Source organism: Pseudomonas sp. TE3644 (assembly GCF_056278815.1).
The window spans coordinates 3,072,909-3,089,936 of record NZ_JBWBQF010000001.1 but is presented as its reverse complement, the minus strand read 5'-3'; the positions used below and the strand labels follow the sequence as shown (position 1 = coordinate 3,089,936).

Here is a 17,028-nt window from a genome sequence, read left to right as displayed (position 1 = left end):
GGGAGAAAGGGCAGATTCATTTGAAGGTCTTCTGTGCCATGGACACACCGAGCGCGATGATCGCCACGGCGATGACTGCCCAGAAGTACTCCATGCTGGCCACCAAGGTCGATTGCTGGTGCAGACTCTGCGCCAGGGTCGACAGTGAAATCTGGTTGGCGGGGCCTGCGCCCACCTGAGGGGTCAGGGCCTGGGCCAGATGCTGGGTCTGTTCCAGGTACAGCGGATCGCCAGCGGCGAAATGGCCGTTGAGGTTGTTGTACTGCAGCGTGGTGCGCCACTGCAGGAACAAGGTCGCCACGGCGGTGCCCATGGCCATCGCGATTTGCCCCAGCATGCTCTTGATCTGGTAGGCGTGGGCGAACAGCGTGTCGTGGTGCGTTACATCACGGAAGGTCTGCATGGCCGCGGTGGCCAGCACCAGCATCACGAAACAGCCGTTGAGAAACAACGCCGGCAGAATGTTCGTCCACATGTTGGCATCGGTGGTGATTGACGACAGCAGGCAGCCAAAACTGATCAGCGCGGCAAAACCGGCGACGAAGAATTTCTTCGGTCCCGGGAATTTCGGGATCAGCATGGCCATCACCAGCCAGGTCACCAGTGCGCCGCCCAGGCCGAAGGCCTGGAACGTGCCGATGGTGTCCCAGGAATACCCCAGTCCCGTCTGCAAAAAGTAAGGCAGGATGTAGTTGTTGCTGCCCAGCACCACGTAGGTGAAGCAGAACAGCGCCACACCCAGCACGTAGCGGGGCTGCATCAAATCCCGGACCTTCAGGAAGGGCTGATGCTTGCTGTGTTCGGCATGGAAGAAGATGTACACCCCCAAGGCCGCCAACAGCGCGAACGCGACGAGGATGAACGTCTCGTTGTAGAAGTCGTAGTAGGAACGCTGCAGCACGTAGAGCAGAAAGAAACTGCTGACCGAGAGCAGCAGAATGTTCGCTGGGCTCGACGGCGTGCGATCTTCCAGCGGCGCTGGCGCGGTGGGCAGGAAACGGGTGCACAACAGCGCGGCCACGACGGCACCGGCGATCAACACCCAGAAGATGGCGTGCCACGTGTCCTCGACCACCACCAGCGACGAGATGAACGGCGCCGATGCAGTGCCACTGGCCAGCCCGGTGGCAAACACCTTGACGCCGGTGAAGCGTCCGGGACCTGCGGGCAGGAAGTTGACCATCAGCCGCGCCGAGGTCATGAATGACGCACCGCCCAAGGCCATTACCACCCGCCCGGCGGTGAAGGCGGTCAGGTCGCTGCTCACGCCGCACACAAATGCGCCCAGCACGTAGATGCTGATCGAGCCCAGCATGAAGTTGCGCCAGCCCAGGCGCTCGACCAGCCAGCGCTGTTTGGAGATCACCACCACGGCGATGCACGCGTACAGGGCGGCCACCAAGGTAAACTCCTCGGGACTGGCGTCGATTTCACCGCGAATGGGTGCCGAGGCGAAGGCAATCATGCCCGCCTGCAGGTACTCCAATGCGCACAGCAGCCCGACCGTGATCAGCAGGGCGGCATTTTTCCGGTACATGAGGTGCCTCGTTAAAGGTTAGGGCCTTTGGCGTCCCGCCCACGGTCTTCGTTGGCGCTGATCACTTGCTCGACAACGTCGTTGGCGTCCTTGAGCTCGTTCTGGAAAATGTCGGTGCTGTAGGCCGGCTGCGCAGGCGCTTTCTTGTTCAGCACCGGGCCGTCCAGGTCGTGGGTATCCACCGACACCCGCATCGACAGGCCAAGGCGCAACGGGTTGCGCTCTACTTCCTCGGCCTTCAGTGCAATACGCACGGGCACCCGCTGGGTCACCTTGATCCAGTTGCCGGTGGCGTTCTGGGCAGGCATCAGCGAAAACGCACTGCCGGTACCAGCGTCCAGGCCCACGATCTTGCCGTGGAAAACCACGTCACGGCTGTAGGCATCGGCGCGCAGTTCAACCGGCTGGCCGATGCGCAGGTCTTCGATCTGTGATTCCTTGAAGTTGGCATTGACCCAGACCTGGTCCACCGGCACCACCGACATCAAGGCCACGCCGGGGTTGATGCGTTGGCCTACCTGAACGCTGCGTTTGGTGATCAGGCCGCTAACCGGCGAATAGATCTGGGTGCGGTGCAGGGAAATGTAGGCATCACGCAGATTGCTCGCGGCGACCAGCACATCGGGGTGTGTGCGCAACGTGGTGTTGTCGACCATCGCCAGGCGCACGGCCAAGGCGTGCTGGGTGCCATCCAGGCCTGCCAGGGCATTTTTCAATACTTCTTCGGCGTGGCTGATTTCTTCGCGCGATACTGCGCCGCTGGCCGCCAACTGGTTACGGCGGCGTACGTCATCCTGGGCCTTGCGCACATCGTTCTGGCGCTGGTTGACCTCGGCCTGCAGTTGTTGCACCTGGTAGTACTGGGTACGCGCCTGGCGTACGGCCCGGGCCAGGTTGGATTTGGCGCGCTCGTATTGAATCTCGGCGTCGACGGCGTTGAGCGTGACCAAGGGCGAGTTGGCATCCACGTGGTCGGTGTTGTCACCGCTGATGACGGTTACTGTGCCGCTGACCTGCGAGGTCACCTGGACGATGTTGCCGTCCACATAGGCGTCGTCGGTGGACTCGGTGCCCAGGCGGGTGATGTACCAGATGCCCAAGGCCAGGATCAGCAGCACGATGGCCAGGATCAACAGCAGTCGCGGGCGGTTCGAGGTCTTGGCTTGCGCCGGGGAAGCGGGAGAGGGTGCGTTCGTGGTCATGATTTGTCAGCTACGGTTGGAGTGGCATCGGCGGTGGCGGTGATTGCAGGGCGGTAACCGCCCCCCAGCGCCCGGCTAAGGTTGGCTTGCAGGGACAAGGCGCGGGACTGCAGGGTGACCAGCTGGCGTTTCTCGGCCAGGGTGGTGTTCTGCGTGGCCAGTACCTGCAGGTAAGTGGCCAGCCCGGCGGCATAACGCTTGTTGACCAGGTCTGAAGCTGCCTGGGCGGTAGCCACGGCGTCGTTCTGCTGCGCCATGCGCTCTTTCAGCCAACGCAGAGATGACAGCTGGTCGGCGATGTCGCGCAGGGCATCCACCACGGTCTGGTTGTAGTTTTCCACGGCCAGGTCGTAAGCGGCGTCCTGGGCATCGAGGTTGCCGCGCAGCCGACCGCCTTCGAAGATCGGCAGGCTGATGGCCGGGGAGAAGCCCAGGATACGGCTGCTGCGGTCGTTGAAGGTATCGAACGCCAGGCTCTGCATGCCGATGAATGAGGTGAGGTTCACATCGGGGTAAAAGCGTGCCTTGGCGACTTTGATTTCGTGGCCCTGGGCTTCGACGCGCCAGCGCTGGGCAACGACGTCGGGACGGTGCCCAATCAGCTCGGCAGGGATGTTGGTCGGCAACGTGATCGTGTTGCTTGCCGCCATGCGCGGGCGAGTGATGCTGCGGCCGCGATCAGGGCCCTTGCCCAGCAACGAGGCCAGTTTGTTCTGGTTCAGCTCGATCAGCTCTTTGAGCGCCGCGATGTTGGCCCGGCTGGCGGGCAAAGACGCCTGGGATTGCTTGATGTCGATCTGGGTACCCAATTCCGCGGCAAAGCGCTGCTGGGTCAGCTTCTCGATTTGCTCCTGTTGATTGAGTAGTTGCTGGGCAACGTCCAGCTGTTCATAGGTATCCTGCAGGGCGATGTAGGCCTGCACCACCGAGCTCGAAAGCATCAGCGCTGCAGCGCGCTCATCGACTTCCAGCGCATGCCGGCGTCCCACCGCCGCTTCCACGGCTTCACGGTTCTTGCCCCAGAAATCCAGTTCGTAGCCAAGGTTGAACGTGGCCTGGTCGACATTCTGCCAAGTGCCTTTGACGGGCGAGGGCGTGGTGCCGTTGGAGCTGAAGCGCTCGCGGGTGGTGCTCATGGCAACGTCAGCATGGGGCAGCAACGAGGCGCCCTGGATGTCTTCCAGTGCGCTGGCCTGGTGCACCCGCGCAGCCGCTGCACGCAAACCGGGACTGCCGGCGAGGGCTTCCTGGACCAGTGCATTGAGCTGCTGGTCGTTGAAGCCGGTCCACCAGGTATCGCTGGGCCATGCGGCCGGTGTCAGCGTAATGCCGCTGTTGGCCAAGGTCTGTTCGACATCCTGGGGCGAGGACAGGTGGGCGCTGGGCTTCAGGTCACTAAAGGCGCACCCGGTAAGCGCAACCAGCAGGACGGCCATCGGCAAGTGCGCTGCCAAGCGCAAGGCAGACCGCACGTCCTTGGGGTCCTGTGGGGTGGGACTGTTCATCAACGGATTTCTCTGGCGCTGAGGGTGGATGGGTACGCACGCTGGAAGCACGCGAGTGGCAAAGGCATTTATAAAAACTCTTAGTGTCGTTAAGGTCGCAAAAAAGCGCCGAGCCCCCGGCAAAGGGTCAGTCGGCGCGTAATCCCTTGACGATCACCGCTACACAGTGATCGATGTCGTCCAGGTTATCCAGGTTCGCGGTGACCAGGTGCAGCCATGACATGCCGGTGAGCATGGACACTGCCGCATCGATCGCCGGGCCGTCGACAATTTCGCCGGTGCTGACAGCCCTTGCAAAAATCTTGCGCAATGTGCGTTCGCGGCGGGGCAGAAATGCCTGGCGAAACTCTTCGATGGCGTTTACGTCCAGGCCGATCTCGATGAACACGCTGCGCAGGGTCTCGCCAGCGCTTGAGGAGCGCCACCATTGCCAGAGCGAACGCAAATGCACGATCAAGTCCTGCTCCAGGTTGCCGGTGTCCGGCGAGGTAACGAACGTCAGGGCCGCGCGTTCGTAGACATCGCGCAGTAGCGCACCCTTGCTACGCCACCAGCGGTAGATGGTGGGCTTGCTGGAGCCTGCGCGTTCCACTAGCGCATCCATGGTAAAGGCCTTGTAGCCTTGCTCTTCGAGAATGGCGGCGGCCGCCTCCAGGATGGCCTCGGTACTTTGCGGGCTGCGGACCGCGCCAATCGATGAGCGGCTGCGCGGCTTGGTGAGCTTGGACGGCTTGGTTTTCTCGGTCATGGGTTCCACGCGGTTCAATAGCTTGGGAAGCGTGCCTCGCAAACCTAATAGACACTGTCAGTATTTATACCGTAGAATTTTTTCCGGGTCAACGCGACGGCCGGGCGCCGCCCAATGTTTCCGGTGATATTCAGTACAAATCTTGAGGCAGAGTCATGGGTACCTTGCAAAACATGCGCACGTTCATGTGCGTAGCCCAAGCGGGCAGTTTTACGGCCGCCGGCAAACAGATGCGTCTTGGGGTACCGACGATTTCCCGGAACATTGCCAAGCTGGAAGCACACTTGAGTGCCCGGCTGCTCAATCGCAACACGCGTCAGGTGGCACTGACCGATGCGGGTTGGCGCTACCTGGAGTGGTGCCAGCGCATCATCTCCACAGTCGACCAGGCGGAGGTTGAGGCCCGAAGCACCGTGTCCTTGCCCGAAGGGCGTTTGCGTTTGCACGCCATGGTCGGGGTTGGCAGGCATTACGTGGTGCCGGCGGTGGCGGAGTTTCGTGCCATGCACCCGGCCGTCAGTTTCGAATTGACCATGTCGAACCGCATCCCGGACCTACTGGAAGAGGGAATCGACATCGCCATTATTGCGGCCGACAGCCTGCCGGATTCGGGGTACGTGTCTCGCCATCTGGGCAAGACCCACAGCATCTTGTGTGCCTCGCCTGCCTACCTGACCGCAAAGGGCGTGCCTGCGTCGCCACAAGACCTGCAGCAACACGATTGTCTGCAGCTTTGCGGGCCAATGACGTCATCGGTGCAATGGCGCTTCATGGCGGATGGCAACGAGTATGTGGTGGCACCCGGCGCAGCTTTCTTCGAAATGGACTCCACCGAGGCAATGATTCAGGCGCTGGAAGCGGGCATGGGCATCGGCTTGCTGCCGGCCTTCGCTGCCCAGCGGGCGCTGGAGCAGGGGACGCTGGTGCAAGTGTTGCCTGGTCATGGGCTGCAAGGCTTTAACTTGTACGCCATCTACGCGACCAGGTTGTATCTGGATGCCAAGATCAAAGCCTTCATCCGCACCTTGAACAAGCTCATACCCTGAAACGTCAGCCTGTCATCCATTGGCGGATATCCTGTTGGCAGGCGGACAACGCGTCCTTAAGGTGCTGTAACTGTGTCTCGAAACGCTCCTTCGGCACGGCCAGCACCAAGGCGTAACGTTGGGTCGGGTCGCTGGCGATGCCTGCCGCGAGCGTGCAAACCCCAGGCGCATAGGCCTCACGTGCGAGCGCCCAGCCTGCTTCACCCGCCTGCCTTGCGCAGACACTCCAATCAGCGGCGGTCGTTGCATCGGCCGTGCCTGCCCGCGCCAGCGAAGCGGCGATCACGTTCGTGCGTTCGGCATCGGGCAATGAGCTGAGCAAAATCTGCCCAGCGGCCGTGCAATGGCTGGGGTAACGATCACCGACCGCCATGCTGACCCCCAACATATGAGTGGCCGGGTAAAAGGCCACCACCACCGCGCACGCGTCACGCAGCGCACAGACCGCCACGGCCTCGCCGGTCGAGCGGTTCAGGCGTTCGAGCAGGGGGGCGATGATGGTCAGGAAATCCAGCTTCGACGCGCTGGCTAGCCTGGCCAATGCAGGGCCCAGCCGTACACCGTGCGGCCCGGCCATCAGCATCTGGTGGCTCTTGAGTGCATCCACCACGCGCTGCACGGTGGAGCGTGGCATGCCGGTAGCGCTGGCCAGCCCACCCAAGCTCAACCCCAGGGGCTGGTGTTCCAGCGCGTTGAGAATCGCCATGGCGCGATCAAGCACATGGATGCTCTGGCTTGTGCTCATGGTGCGGCGGTGGCCTGCAGGTTATGGAACATCTGCACGATGGGCGCGAAAGGTGTGATGGGCTGCGCCCCCATGATGTCCAGGGCGGCCTGATGGGCTGCTTGCCCAGCCGGTGCCAGGGCAATCAGTACCGTGCGGCGATCCACGTCACTGCGGGTTCGGGTGATGAAGCCCTTGCGCTCCAATACATCCAGTGCTCGCTTTACCGATGGTGTGGTCATTTCCAGCAACCGGCCGCATTGAACGGCAGAGGTGGCCTTGCGCGTGTGCACCATGTCGAGCAGGTAGAAATGGGTGGCCGTGAGGTTGGCTCTGGCCAAATGAGTATTGATGCTGCGCTCCAGTGCGTTGCGCGCCTGCGTGACCAGCAGGTAGGTATCGAGATAGGAAGAGTTCATAAAAGTGCCGAAAGAAAACAAAGGTCTGCGCAGCGAGCGTCCCTCGCTCAGGGCTTGCACCAGGACAAAATACGTCGCTTGATTATCAACGGCGTGCCAAGGGCTGGCACGACCCGATTTCACAATGCTGTTTTGCCTTTTTGCCAAGAATCAGCGGGCCGGGACTGGCAAGCTGGGGAAATGTGGCAGCACGTGCTCGCCCAACTCGTCGATGACGTCCGCAGCAGGACGGCGCTGAGGCTTGAAGTTCAGGGCCACGTGGCACACGCCCTGGTCCTGTTGCCGCTGCCAGAGCTCGATGAGCGCCTTGCGCCCGGCACGCATCACCCGACCAACCTGCAATGGGCAATCCGGATCACGGTCCAGGTCGAAGAAGGTGCCATAACCATAAGGCTTGAAGGGCTTGCCCTGGCTCGCCGCCTGCCACTGCGCCAACACCGCAGGGATACGCGCCGGGTCGGTCAAATACCACAAAATGCCGTCGGTGTGCTCCGCCGCCCACTCCATGGTTTGCCCGGCCATGCCAACCGTCAAGGTGGGTAGCCGAGTGCCTACGGGGCTGGGGACCAGGTCGAGGTTGCCAGTCAGTTCACCGTAATGGCGTGAAGCATGGCGCGGCCAGTGCTGCTCGGTGGCAGCCCGGATCACCCCCAGGGCGTCCCGGAACCGATCGGCACGGTTGTCGAAGTCCTTGCCAAAGGCCGGGTATTCGACTGGTCGGTCGCCTGTAGCCAAGCCCAGGATAAAGCGCCCGGCAAGCAAGTGGTCGACGCTGGCAGCTTGTTTGGCGACGATGAGTGGATCGCGCAGCGGCAACACGATACCGGCGGTGCCAATGGCTATGTGCTTGGTGACCGCCGCCAGATAGCCTGCGTAGACCATTGGGTCCAGCACTTGGCCGACGTCGCCGAAATTGGGGTCGTAGAAGGGCACGTCCCGCAGCCAGATCGCAGAGAAGCCGCCCTCATCAGCCTTACGTGCCATGTCCAGATGATTGGCCAGGGTAGGGCCGGGGGATTCCGGGTAGCTCTCCAATGGCGCGATGAAGCCAAACGTCAGGCGGCCGGGCTGGAACACGCGGGCAAAGCCTGGGTGACCTGCCAGTTCAGAGGGGAGTGACGTGAGTTTGCTCATAGGCTTTTTTACCTCGGTTTGACCAGGCTGGATTGGTCGCCGTTAATCAGTCGGGGCACTATAAACCGATTATCTTGCTAGAAAAATAAGCTCCAAATCCGAACATTAAGGAGCCAAAGGATGTAATTGTTTTAAAGGTATTGACTGTTTGATGTAGGAGGGCGGTGCACTTAGGCACCGCCCTGTCATTTAGAACGGATAAGGCTGATTCGCCTGTTCCACGGTCACCCATTTCACTTCGGTGAACTCCTCGATCACAGCGCTGCCGTCAAAGCGGCCATAGCCGCTGTTCTTCATGCCGCCGTAGGGGGCCTGGGGCTCGTTCTGCACGGTGGCGCCGTTGATGTGCACGCAACCGGCGTCCAGGCGGCTGGCCAAGTCCAGGGCACGGGTGACGTCGCGGCTGAAGATCGCCGATGACAGGCCGTAGGCGGTGTCGTTGGCTACCTGCAGCGCCTGCTCGGCGCCCTTGACGCGCACGATGGTGGTCACCGGGCCGAAGGTTTCTTCGTCGTAGATTTCCATGGTGGCGGTGACGTGGTCCACCAGCGTCGGGCCCATCAGGGCGTTTTCGGCCAGGCCGCCAGCGGCGATGTGGGCGCCCTTGGTAACCGCGTCGTCGAGCATTTGGTTGATGCGCTGCACCGAACCCTGGGCGATCATCGGGCCGATCACCCTGTCAGGGGCCTGGGACGGTACACCCACCGGCAAGGCCTTCACGCGTTCGGCAAACTTGGCGACGAAGGCATCGGCCACGGCTTCATCGACCACGAAGCGCTCGGTGGACATGCAGATCTGCCCTTGATAGAGGAAGGCGCCGAATACCGCCGCGTTGACCGCACCGTCCAGGTCGGCATCGTCCAGCACCACGAACGGCGCCTTGCCGCCCAGTTCCAGCAGGCAGCGCTTGAGGTACTTGGCACTGGTCTGGGCAATCGCGCGTCCGACTTTGGTGGAACCGGTGAAGTTGACCCGGCGCACGGTGTCGTGGGCGATCAGTGCTTCGGTCACCGCACCTGCGTCGGCAGGGGCGCTGATCAGAAAGTTCAACACGCCCTTGGGCAGACCGGCTTCATAAAACGCCTCGGCCAGCAGTGCATGGGTGCGTGGGCTGTTTTCCGAGCCTTTGAAAATCACTGTGTTGCCGCACGCCAGCGGGTAGGCAATGGCGCGTGCACCAAGCAGGATCGGGCCGTTCCACGGCACGATGCTCAGCACGGTACCGGCAGCCTGACGCAAGGTCATGGACAGGGTGCCGGGCTTGTCGGTGGGGATGGTCTCGCCTTTGATCTGCGTGGTGAGCGCCGCCGCTTCACGCAGCAGCGCAGCGGAGCCGCCCACGTTGAACTGCGCCCACAACTGGGAGGCGCCGATTTCCTCGGCCATGACGGTGCAGAATTCGCCCATCTTGGCTTCCAGGGCATCGGCGGCGGCCAGCAGAATGCGCCGGCGCTCGGTGGGGCCGCTGCGCGACCAGCTGTGGAAGGCTTGTTGCGAGGACTGCGCGGCGCGCAAGGCATCCTCCACGCTGCAGGCGGCCGCGACGCTGACGGTTTGTGCGGTCAGCGGGTCGATGCGCTCGTAGGTCTTGCCGGTGCTGGCGTCGAGTTTTTGGTTGTCGATGACAAGTTGAACGGTCATGTAATAAAGGTCCTTGGGGTTAGTTGGATTCGGAAGGCAGGCTCAGGCCGGATCGAAAGCGGGCATGCGCAGGATGGGTTTGATGGTCACGCCGCGCTCGCTGTCGGCCATCGCTTCGTTGACTTGTTCAAGGGAATAGAAGCGGCACAGCTTGTCGAAGGGAAAGCGGCCCTGCAGGTACAGGTCGACCAGTTTGGGAATGAACGAATTGGCCACCACGTCGCCCTGGACAATGCCCAGGATGCGCTTGCCGGGGATCATCACGTCGTTGACGTTGAAGGCGGCTTCGGTGCCCATCTTGGTGGCGCCGACGATGCCGCAGGTGCCCAGGATGGTCAGTGCATCGATGGCCTGGCGCAGCACTTCGGCGCGGCCGGAACACTCCAGGCTGAAGTTGGCGCCATTGCCGGTGATCTCATGGACGCGCTTGACCGGGTCTTCTTCGCGGCTGTTGATGACGTGGGTAGCACCCAGTTCCAGGGCCAGTTCCAGGCGGCTGGGGGTCACGTCCACGGCGATGATGGTGGTGGCACCGGCGACCTTGGCCGCCATCACCGCGGCCAGGCCGACGGCGCCGGCCCCGAAGGCCACGAAACTTGACCCGGCCTGGACCTTGAGGGCATTGAGTACGGAGCCTGCGCCGGTCTGGATGCCACAGCCCAACGGCCCAAGCAGCTCCAGCGGCGCCTGTTTGGATACCTTCACCACGTTGCGCTCACTGGCGATGGTGTAGGTGGAAAAGGACGACTGGCCAAAGAAGTGGTCGTGGATGGGATGACGGTCGCCACAGGAGCACGCCGCACTGCTGCCGTCCAGGCGCCCGCCGCCGAAATTGAGCGGGTGCATCTGCGTGCAGTGGGCCGGATGGCCAGTTTCGCAGGGCACGCACAGGCCGCACGACATGTAGGTCATCACCACGTGATCGCCGACGGCCACGGTGGTGACGTCAGCCCCGACTGCGTCGATCACGCCGGCACCTTCATGGCCCAGGATAATGGGCATCGGCGTGGGGAACAGTTGGTCGCGCACCACCATGTCGGTGTGGCACACACCCGAGGCAACCACGCGCACACGCACTTCGTTGGCCCGCGGTGGTTGCAGCAGGGCATCTTCCAATTGCAGGGGGGCGCCCGACTGGCGCATTACGGCAGCTTTGATTTGCATCGGTTCAGCGGTGTTATCGGACATGATCATTTCCCGAAAAACATGACAGTGAAATAGGGCGAGGTGCCCTGGAACAAGCAGCCGGGAGCCTCGAGGGCACGACTGGCTCGATGGTCAACGCGTGGGCGTAGGGGAGGCTGACCCGCGGGGGCTGGGCGCCAGTGTCTTGAGGCTCAAGGTGCAAGGCTGCACCCGCAGGCCTCTCAGTGCAGCTTGAGCCGCGGCTCGGTGCCCCGCGCAATGCGGTTGCCGAGCATCAGCATCAGGGTGCGCAAGGGGCCGTAAAGGGCCATCTGGTGCATGCGATATAGCGAGACGTAGAACATCCGGGCCAGCCAGCCCTCCAGCATGACGCTGCCGGTCAAGTTGCCCATGAGGTTGCCGACCGCCGAGAATTTCGACAGTGACACCAGCGAGCCGTAATCCTTGTACTGGTACAGCGGCAAGGGCTGGCCAGCCAGGTGGCGGGTAAGTGACTTGACCAGCATCGAGGCCTGTTGGTGGGCGGCCTGGGCGCGCGGGGGCACCGGCCGTTCGGAGCCAGGCTGGGGGCAGGCGGCACAGTCGCCGAAGGCGAAGATATTGATGTCGCGGGTGGTTTGCAGCGTCGGCGACACCACCAACTGGTCAATGCGATTGGTCTCAAGGCCGTCGATGTCCTTGAGCCAGGCCGGTGCGCGAATACCCGCGGCCCAGACCTTGAGCGTGCCCGGGATAACCTGCCCATCAGCGGTGCGCAGGCCGTCGGCGGTGACCTCCTTGACGGCGGTGTTGGTCAACACGTTGACCCCAAGCTTGGTCAAGGTCTGGTGCACCGGTTGGCTGATGCGCTCGGGTAGGGCCGGCAACACCCGTGGCCCGGCCTCGACCACCGTAATGCGCAGGTCCGCCGGGCTGATGGCGCCCAAGCCATAGTCGGCCAGTTCATGGGCGGCGTTGTGCAGCTCTGCCGCCAGTTCCACGCCCGTCGCGCCTGCCCCGACAATGGCCACACTGACGCCGCTGTCCTCGGCGAGGCCGGTAGCGTGGGCACGCAGGTAAAGGTTGATCAGCTGTTGATGAAAGCGTTCGGCCTGTCGGCGGGTGTCCAGGAACAGGCAATGTTCGGCGGCGCCCTGGGTGCCGAAATCGTTGGTGGTACTGCCGACCGCCAGCACCAGCGTGTCATACGCCAGGGTGCGGGACGGCACCCGTTCCACGCCATCATCGTCCAGGGTGGCGGCCAGGTGAATCAACTTGTTGGCGCGGTCCAGGCCACTCATGCGGCCTTGCTGGAACTGGAAGTGGTTCCACTTGGCCTGGGCCACGTAGTTGAGTTCGTCTTCATGGGAGTTGAGCGAGCCGGCGGCCACTTCATGCAGCAGCGGCTTCCAGATGTGGGTGAGGTTGGCGTCGACCAGGGTCACTTGGGCGCGCTGGCGCTTGCCCAGCGACTTGCCCAACCGGGTAGCCAATTCAAGGCCTCCGGCGCCGCCGCCAACGATGATGATGCGATGGGTCATGTGATTCTCGACAACGTCGGGAGTCGTTCAGCGGCGATGCAGTGACTGCAGCGAACGGTCCCATGATGGATGACGTCGCAGGCCCAGCTCCAGGTGGAGCGGCAGCCAGACAGGCTGGCAGCCAGGGGCGCGACAAAACAGCGCAGCCATTAGAATCCTGAATACCGGGGGGATAAATCGCCAACTTGGATGGATTGATACAACGTTTTGTTTCGAATCCTGTGCATGCCCCGCTTCGACAGTCACGCTGGCGGAACAGCCGCGAGGCCGTACCGCCAGCGTGAGCACCGATTAGAACAGTCGCTTGTCGGCTTCATTGTCGTTGGCCGGCAGACGCCAGCCGAAGCGTAGCGATGCCAGGCGCAGCACGATACAGCTGCCTGCCGCCAGCCACGGTGACCATGCCGAGCTTGCCCCGAAGTGGTTCAACGCAACCTCGACACTGGCGCCCACCAGCGCGGCGGAGGCATATATTTCCCGCTGCAGGATGCTGGGGACCCGTGACAACAACACGTCCCTTAGCACCCCGCCGCCCACGGCGCTGACCATACCCAGCACAATCGCAACCTCGGCGCCGGCATGGGCCGCCAGGGCTTTTTTTGCTCCGGCCACCGCGAACAACCCCAGGCCGATGGCATCGAAAAGCTGCACCGGCGATCTCATCCGCCGCACGGTGGGGTAGGCCCACATCACCCACGAGGCGGCCAGCAGCGAAACTGCCAGGTAACGCCAGTTCGCCAGCCCTGCGGGCGGCAGGGTGCCCAGGCACAAGTCCCGGACGATGCCGCCGCCGCAGGCAACGATAAAGGTGATGGTAGCGATGCCAAACAGGTCCAGGCGCTGCTGGCGGGCCGCCACCGCGCCGCTGATCCCGAAAGCAAAGGTACCCAGCAGGTCGAGTACCGTGTAGATCAAGTGACTGTCCATCGTGTGTTACTCAGCGCTCCCGAACCAGGCAAATGCCGCGCAGATCATGGTTTCCAGGCCGGTGCGCAGGGTAGGGTGCAGCAAGGGAGCAAACTTGGGTGAGTGGTTGCTGGGGATGCTGTTGATTTGGCGCTTGGCCTTGGCCTGTTCGTAGATCTGCGGGTCGGTGCAGCCGACGAACCAGAATACGTAGGGTACGTTCCAGGCGCGGCCGAACACGCTGAAGTCCTCACTGGCGGCTGCCGGTGCGGTTTCATAGGCACGGTCGCCAAACCAGGTGCCGAAGGCCTCTGCCAGGCGCGTCGAAGCCTTGGCATCGTTGACGGTCAGCGGGTAGCGGTTGAGGGTGGTGAATTCAGGATCGCGCGGCGCGTTGGAGGCCGAGCATTCGGCGCAGCAGATACGCTTGATGGCGCCCAGCATGTGTTCGCGCACCCCCTCGTCGTAGGTGCGCATGTTCAGCTTCAGCGTGGCGTCGTCAGGGATGATGTTTTCCTTGGTGCCGGCCTGCAGGGAGCCAATGGTCAAAACCGCCTGGTCCTGAGGGGAAATTTCCCGCGACACGATGGTTTGTAACCGCATCACGGTCGAGGCCGCCATGATCACCGGGTCAATGGAGGTTTGCGGCTGCGAACCATGGGAGCCCTGGCCGAACAGCTTGATCTTCATACTGTCGCCGGCCGACAGGATGGTGCCGCTGCGGTGGCCGACTGTACCGGCCGGGCCGACCATGACGTGCTGGCCCAAGATGATGTCGGGCTTGGGGAAGCGCTCGATCATACCGTCGTCAATCATGTTCTGGGCGCCGACGCCCACTTCCTCGCCAGGCTGGAATACCGCCAACACGGTACCTTGCCAGGTGTCGCGATGCTCGGACAACACACGCGCCACGCCCATCAACCAGGTCACGTGCATGTCATGGCCGCACGAGTGGCAAACGGGCACCTCAACGCCCTCTTCGTTGCGGGTGACCACGTCGGCTGCGTAGGGCAGGCCGGTGGCTTCGGCCATGGGCAGCGCGTCCATGTCGGCACGCAGCATCACCACCGGCCCCTCGCCGTTCCGCAGCACACCGACCACACCGGTTACGCCAATTTCACGGCTCACTTCGTAGCCGTAGCGCTCCAGGTAGTCTGCGGCGATCTTCGCGGTACGGTACTCGCACATCGACAGTTCCGGGTTGCGGTGCAGGTCTTTGTAGATGTCCTCCAGCTCTGGCAACAGGGCATCAAGGGTGGGGATCAACTTTTTCAGGGACGACATGGGCTACTCCTTACATAAAAGAGGGTAAAAAACTGCTGGGTTTTTGGGGGTGTCAGCCAGGCGCTAGCAAGCTGTCCACCAGCTTGGAAAGCAGGGCGTCCAGCGTTTCGCGCTCTTGCCGTGACAAGGCGACGACGAGGCGTTCTTCAAGCTCGGACCCGACTCTGGATGAATCCTCTGCGACCTGTGCGCCCATGGCAGTGGTGCGCAGGCCGACGCTGCGGCGATCAACCGGGTGAGGGTGGCGGGAGATCAGTTCACGGGATTCGAGCAGGGACAGGGTTTTGGATAACAGGGTCTTTTCCAGCAGTGCGCGGGCGGACACTTCCTTGGGGGTGATGTCGGGGCTGGCCTGGATAAGGCGCAACACGCGCAGGCCGCGCACGTCCAGGTCCCAATGCTGCCGGTACACGGCATCGGCCTCCTGCATCAGCAAGGCGCTGGCCATATCGAGCTTGAAGTTCAGAAAGTCGGAGTACATGGTTGCTGGGCCAGTGAAATGTAGGAGCTCAGCTTAGCGATATAGTTGAAAATATCAACTATGTGACTGGATTTGAGCCATGCCTTTTTTGCAAGGCCTTGCAGGTCAGTCCCGCCAGTGACACGCCAAGGGCAGAAAAGATGCCGTAGACGGTAGTAGCAAGCCCCACGCTGGTGCCGATCAGCCCCGCCAGCAGTACGGCTGCAGCCGCGCAGGCGTAGGTAAGTGCGGTAAAACCTGCCAAGGCGAGGCATGAAATGCCTGTCCATGAGCTGGTCAGCGATAAGACTGCGCCCAGTGCACTGGCAGCTGGTCCTAAGGAGTCTTTCAAGTGGTGCGGCAGCCATGGGCTGGACAGTTGACTGGCAGCACACGCCACCAGTAGAACGATCACGCCCAGGGAGCTCGCATACGGCATGTGCTCAGCGGCATAAAGCGAGGGGAGCGTGACGATCGACAGGCTGATGAGTACCCATGACAATGCGCCTTTTATCAACGTGGCTCGATGTTTGCGCAGTACAGGGCCTAGTGCGCTTTTTGGGGCTGGGTGGGCTACGGGGTGCGAGGCAGGGGCCTTGGCTTTGCGCCGGAACATCGCCGACAGTGCCAGAAAAAGGCATAGGCAGGTGGTGCCATGGATAACAAATGTAACGTGCATGGATGCATCGCCCCAGTAAAGGGCGCATGCCTGACCTAATGCGGTCCCAGCCACGGCGCCGATCAGATTGCCGGTGGTAGATATCGTCCTGCCTTTGGCACCAAGCGCCGAGACGACCAGAGTGGTTGCCGAGCCTGTGCCCACCCCGCATGCAATGCCGACCAATAGACGACCCAGCAGAATGTGACCGAGGTTTGCTGCCGAAAGCAGGTAGTCGGACATTGCCGCCAGTACCAACGCCATACTTAGAGTAAACAGCGCCCTGCGGGTGATGGAGGGACGAGAGCACAACAGTAACGTGCCGATGAGCGCTGATACGTAGCAGACAAAGGTGAGGGACAGATGCAGGGGGGTGAAGTGCAGGACTCTCTGATACAGCGGTAACATCGGGTTGATCGCATTGGTTCCTGCCAACAAAGCGCTGAATGATATCGCTGCCAGCAGACCTTCTACAGGTCCTGCTGTGGTGGTCTGTGCGCCGGGTGTTTGCGCAGAAGGTCTATTTACGTTGAGATTCATGTCATCGCTCTGGTTGAACGGCTGGCCGTACCAATAGCCCGCCGTCCAGGTCGGCGATAAGGTCGGCTGTTTTATTGCAGGTGGTCGAACTCGGGTTTCCCGCGTATCTGCGGTATCGAGAGTGCAACGCCATCGACTCCGGCGTAAGTCACCAGCACTACCGCACCCTCGTCCCCGGTCACACCGCGGTGGACTGCACCGACCGACTCGGCGAAGGCCTGACCGGCACCCACGACCTTGGAATGACCGGACTGTTTATCCTCGATGGTCAGTTTCCCCGATATCACGTAGGCCACGTTGGGTATGGGGTGTTCATGCCACGGCAACTTGCAGTGGGGTGGCAGCACGATCCTCAAGGTGGTCAGTTGCGCCTGTCCGCTGGGATATTGGCCATATTCCCGGCCATCCCATGAGGTCGAACTCTTGAGTACCACCTGCGCTTGCGCCGTTGGCTGCCCCGCTGCCTGACTGACGCCGTACTCCAGGGTAGCGATGCAGAATATGGCTAGCATTGTTTTGTAATTCATTATTTTTTCCTCGCCAATGGGTGCTTGAGTG

General features: G+C 62.1%; 16 protein-coding genes. 1 reads left to right on the top strand and 15 read right to left on the bottom strand.

The features are described 5' to 3' along the window. Positions 1-16: 16 nt before the first annotated feature. The 4 genes from ACZ9GA_RS13615 to ACZ9GA_RS13600 all read right to left on the bottom strand — a co-directional run bounded on the left by ACZ9GA_RS13615 (position 17) and on the right by ACZ9GA_RS13600 (position 4,992). Positions 17-1,537, bottom strand: coding sequence for an MFS transporter (locus ACZ9GA_RS13615; RefSeq protein WP_457362184.1), 1,521 nt, complete (start codon positions 1,535-1,537; stop codon positions 17-19). A gap of 11 nt (positions 1,538-1,548) precedes the next feature. Further along, positions 1,549-2,739 carry an HlyD family secretion protein gene (locus ACZ9GA_RS13610; RefSeq protein ID WP_457362185.1) on the bottom strand — a complete coding sequence of 397 codons (1,191 nt, stop codon included), beginning with the start codon at positions 2,737-2,739 and terminating at the stop codon, positions 1,549-1,551. Then, positions 2,736-4,244 (bottom strand): efflux transporter outer membrane subunit, encoded by a 1,509-nt coding sequence (locus ACZ9GA_RS13605; RefSeq protein WP_457362186.1) that lies wholly within the window; start codon positions 4,242-4,244, stop codon positions 2,736-2,738. Before ACZ9GA_RS13605 ends, ACZ9GA_RS13610 begins: the two co-directional genes overlap by 4 nt. A gap of 127 nt (positions 4,245-4,371) precedes the next feature. Then, positions 4,372-4,992 (bottom strand): TetR/AcrR family transcriptional regulator, encoded by a 621-nt coding sequence (locus ACZ9GA_RS13600; protein ID WP_457362187.1) that lies wholly within the window; start codon positions 4,990-4,992, stop codon positions 4,372-4,374. A 155-nt stretch (positions 4,993-5,147) separates the two neighbouring features. Here ACZ9GA_RS13600 and ACZ9GA_RS13595 point away from each other — a divergent pair, with 155 nt between their 5' ends. Next, positions 5,148-6,038 (top strand): LysR family transcriptional regulator, encoded by an 891-nt coding sequence (locus ACZ9GA_RS13595; RefSeq protein WP_457362188.1) that lies wholly within the window; start codon positions 5,148-5,150, stop codon positions 6,036-6,038. 4 nt (positions 6,039-6,042) lie between these two features. On the opposite strand, the gene ACZ9GA_RS13590 is transcribed toward ACZ9GA_RS13595, so the two are convergent. The 11 genes from ACZ9GA_RS13590 to ACZ9GA_RS13540 all read right to left on the bottom strand — a co-directional run bounded on the left by ACZ9GA_RS13590 (position 6,043) and on the right by ACZ9GA_RS13540 (position 16,997). Further along, a complete protein-coding gene (locus ACZ9GA_RS13590; RefSeq protein WP_457362189.1) occupies positions 6,043-6,783 on the bottom strand; it encodes an IclR family transcriptional regulator in 741 nt (246 codons plus the stop codon). After that, on the bottom strand, positions 6,780-7,304 hold the full coding sequence (locus ACZ9GA_RS13585; RefSeq protein ID WP_457362190.1) for a MarR family winged helix-turn-helix transcriptional regulator: 525 nt from the start codon (positions 7,302-7,304) through the stop codon (positions 6,780-6,782). The genes ACZ9GA_RS13590 and ACZ9GA_RS13585 overlap by 4 nt, the downstream gene beginning before the upstream one ends. Positions 7,305-7,331: 27 nt before the next feature. After that, positions 7,332-8,315, bottom strand: coding sequence for an LLM class oxidoreductase (locus ACZ9GA_RS13580; protein WP_457362191.1), 984 nt, complete (start codon positions 8,313-8,315; stop codon positions 7,332-7,334). 189 nt (positions 8,316-8,504) lie between these two features. Beyond that, positions 8,505-9,956, bottom strand: coding sequence for an aldehyde dehydrogenase (locus ACZ9GA_RS13575; RefSeq protein WP_457362192.1), 1,452 nt, complete (start codon positions 9,954-9,956; stop codon positions 8,505-8,507). 42 nt (positions 9,957-9,998) lie between these two features. Next, entirely contained in the window at positions 9,999-11,144 is a 1,146-nt protein-coding gene (locus ACZ9GA_RS13570; RefSeq protein WP_457362193.1) for an NAD(P)-dependent alcohol dehydrogenase, read from the bottom strand. A 179-nt stretch (positions 11,145-11,323) separates the two neighbouring features. Then, entirely contained in the window at positions 11,324-12,622 is a 1,299-nt protein-coding gene (locus ACZ9GA_RS13565; protein WP_457362194.1) for an NAD(P)/FAD-dependent oxidoreductase, read from the bottom strand. 291 nt (positions 12,623-12,913) lie between these two features. Then, positions 12,914-13,549 carry a trimeric intracellular cation channel family protein gene (locus ACZ9GA_RS13560; protein ID WP_457362195.1) on the bottom strand — a complete coding sequence of 212 codons (636 nt, stop codon included), beginning with the start codon at positions 13,547-13,549 and terminating at the stop codon, positions 12,914-12,916. A 6-nt stretch (positions 13,550-13,555) separates the two neighbouring features. After that, on the bottom strand, positions 13,556-14,812 hold the full coding sequence (locus ACZ9GA_RS13555) for a M20 family metallopeptidase (protein WP_457362196.1): 1,257 nt from the start codon (positions 14,810-14,812) through the stop codon (positions 13,556-13,558). 52 nt (positions 14,813-14,864) lie between these two features. Further along, entirely contained in the window at positions 14,865-15,293 is a 429-nt protein-coding gene (locus ACZ9GA_RS13550; RefSeq protein ID WP_457362197.1) for a MarR family winged helix-turn-helix transcriptional regulator, read from the bottom strand. Positions 15,294-15,351: 58 nt separating this feature from the next. Continuing rightward, the gene (locus tag ACZ9GA_RS13545) at positions 15,352-16,470 is read right to left on the bottom strand and encodes an MFS transporter (RefSeq protein WP_457362198.1); all 1,119 of its coding nucleotides are present in this window, start codon (positions 16,468-16,470) and stop codon (positions 15,352-15,354) included. Positions 16,471-16,541: 71 nt separating this feature from the next. Next, positions 16,542-16,997, bottom strand: coding sequence for a cupin domain-containing protein (locus ACZ9GA_RS13540; RefSeq protein ID WP_457362199.1), 456 nt, complete (start codon positions 16,995-16,997; stop codon positions 16,542-16,544). Positions 16,998-17,028: the final 31 nt, after the last annotated feature.

Excerpts from the sequence above, each read along its gene's own strand:
- ACZ9GA_RS13615 (WP_457362184.1), bottom strand. The coding sequence starts at position 1,537 with ATGTACCGGAAAAATGCCGCCCTGCTGATCACGGTCGGGCTGCTGTGC.
- ACZ9GA_RS13610 (WP_457362185.1), bottom strand. The coding sequence starts at position 2,739 with ATGACCACGAACGCACCCTCTCCCGCTTCCCCGGCGCAAGCCAAGACC.
- ACZ9GA_RS13605 (WP_457362186.1), bottom strand. The coding sequence starts at position 4,244 with ATGAACAGTCCCACCCCACAGGACCCCAAGGACGTGCGGTCTGCCTTG.
- ACZ9GA_RS13600 (WP_457362187.1), bottom strand. The coding sequence starts at position 4,992 with ATGACCGAGAAAACCAAGCCGTCCAAGCTCACCAAGCCGCGCAGCCGC.
- ACZ9GA_RS13595 (WP_457362188.1), top strand. The coding sequence starts at position 5,148 with ATGGGTACCTTGCAAAACATGCGCACGTTCATGTGCGTAGCCCAAGCG.
- ACZ9GA_RS13590 (WP_457362189.1), bottom strand. The coding sequence starts at position 6,783 with ATGAGCACAAGCCAGAGCATCCATGTGCTTGATCGCGCCATGGCGATT.
- ACZ9GA_RS13580 (WP_457362191.1), bottom strand. The coding sequence starts at position 8,315 with ATGAGCAAACTCACGTCACTCCCCTCTGAACTGGCAGGTCACCCAGGC.
- ACZ9GA_RS13575 (WP_457362192.1), bottom strand. The coding sequence starts at position 9,956 with ATGACCGTTCAACTTGTCATCGACAACCAAAAACTCGACGCCAGCACC.
- ACZ9GA_RS13570 (WP_457362193.1), bottom strand. The coding sequence starts at position 11,144 with ATGTCCGATAACACCGCTGAACCGATGCAAATCAAAGCTGCCGTAATG.
- ACZ9GA_RS13565 (WP_457362194.1), bottom strand. The coding sequence starts at position 12,622 with ATGACCCATCGCATCATCATCGTTGGCGGCGGCGCCGGAGGCCTTGAA.
- ACZ9GA_RS13560 (WP_457362195.1), bottom strand. The coding sequence starts at position 13,549 with ATGGACAGTCACTTGATCTACACGGTACTCGACCTGCTGGGTACCTTT.
- ACZ9GA_RS13555 (WP_457362196.1), bottom strand. The coding sequence starts at position 14,812 with ATGTCGTCCCTGAAAAAGTTGATCCCCACCCTTGATGCCCTGTTGCCA.
- ACZ9GA_RS13550 (WP_457362197.1), bottom strand. The coding sequence starts at position 15,293 with ATGTACTCCGACTTTCTGAACTTCAAGCTCGATATGGCCAGCGCCTTG.
- ACZ9GA_RS13545 (WP_457362198.1), bottom strand. The coding sequence starts at position 16,470 with ATGAATCTCAACGTAAATAGACCTTCTGCGCAAACACCCGGCGCACAG.
- ACZ9GA_RS13540 (WP_457362199.1), bottom strand. The coding sequence starts at position 16,997 with ATGAATTACAAAACAATGCTAGCCATATTCTGCATCGCTACCCTGGAG.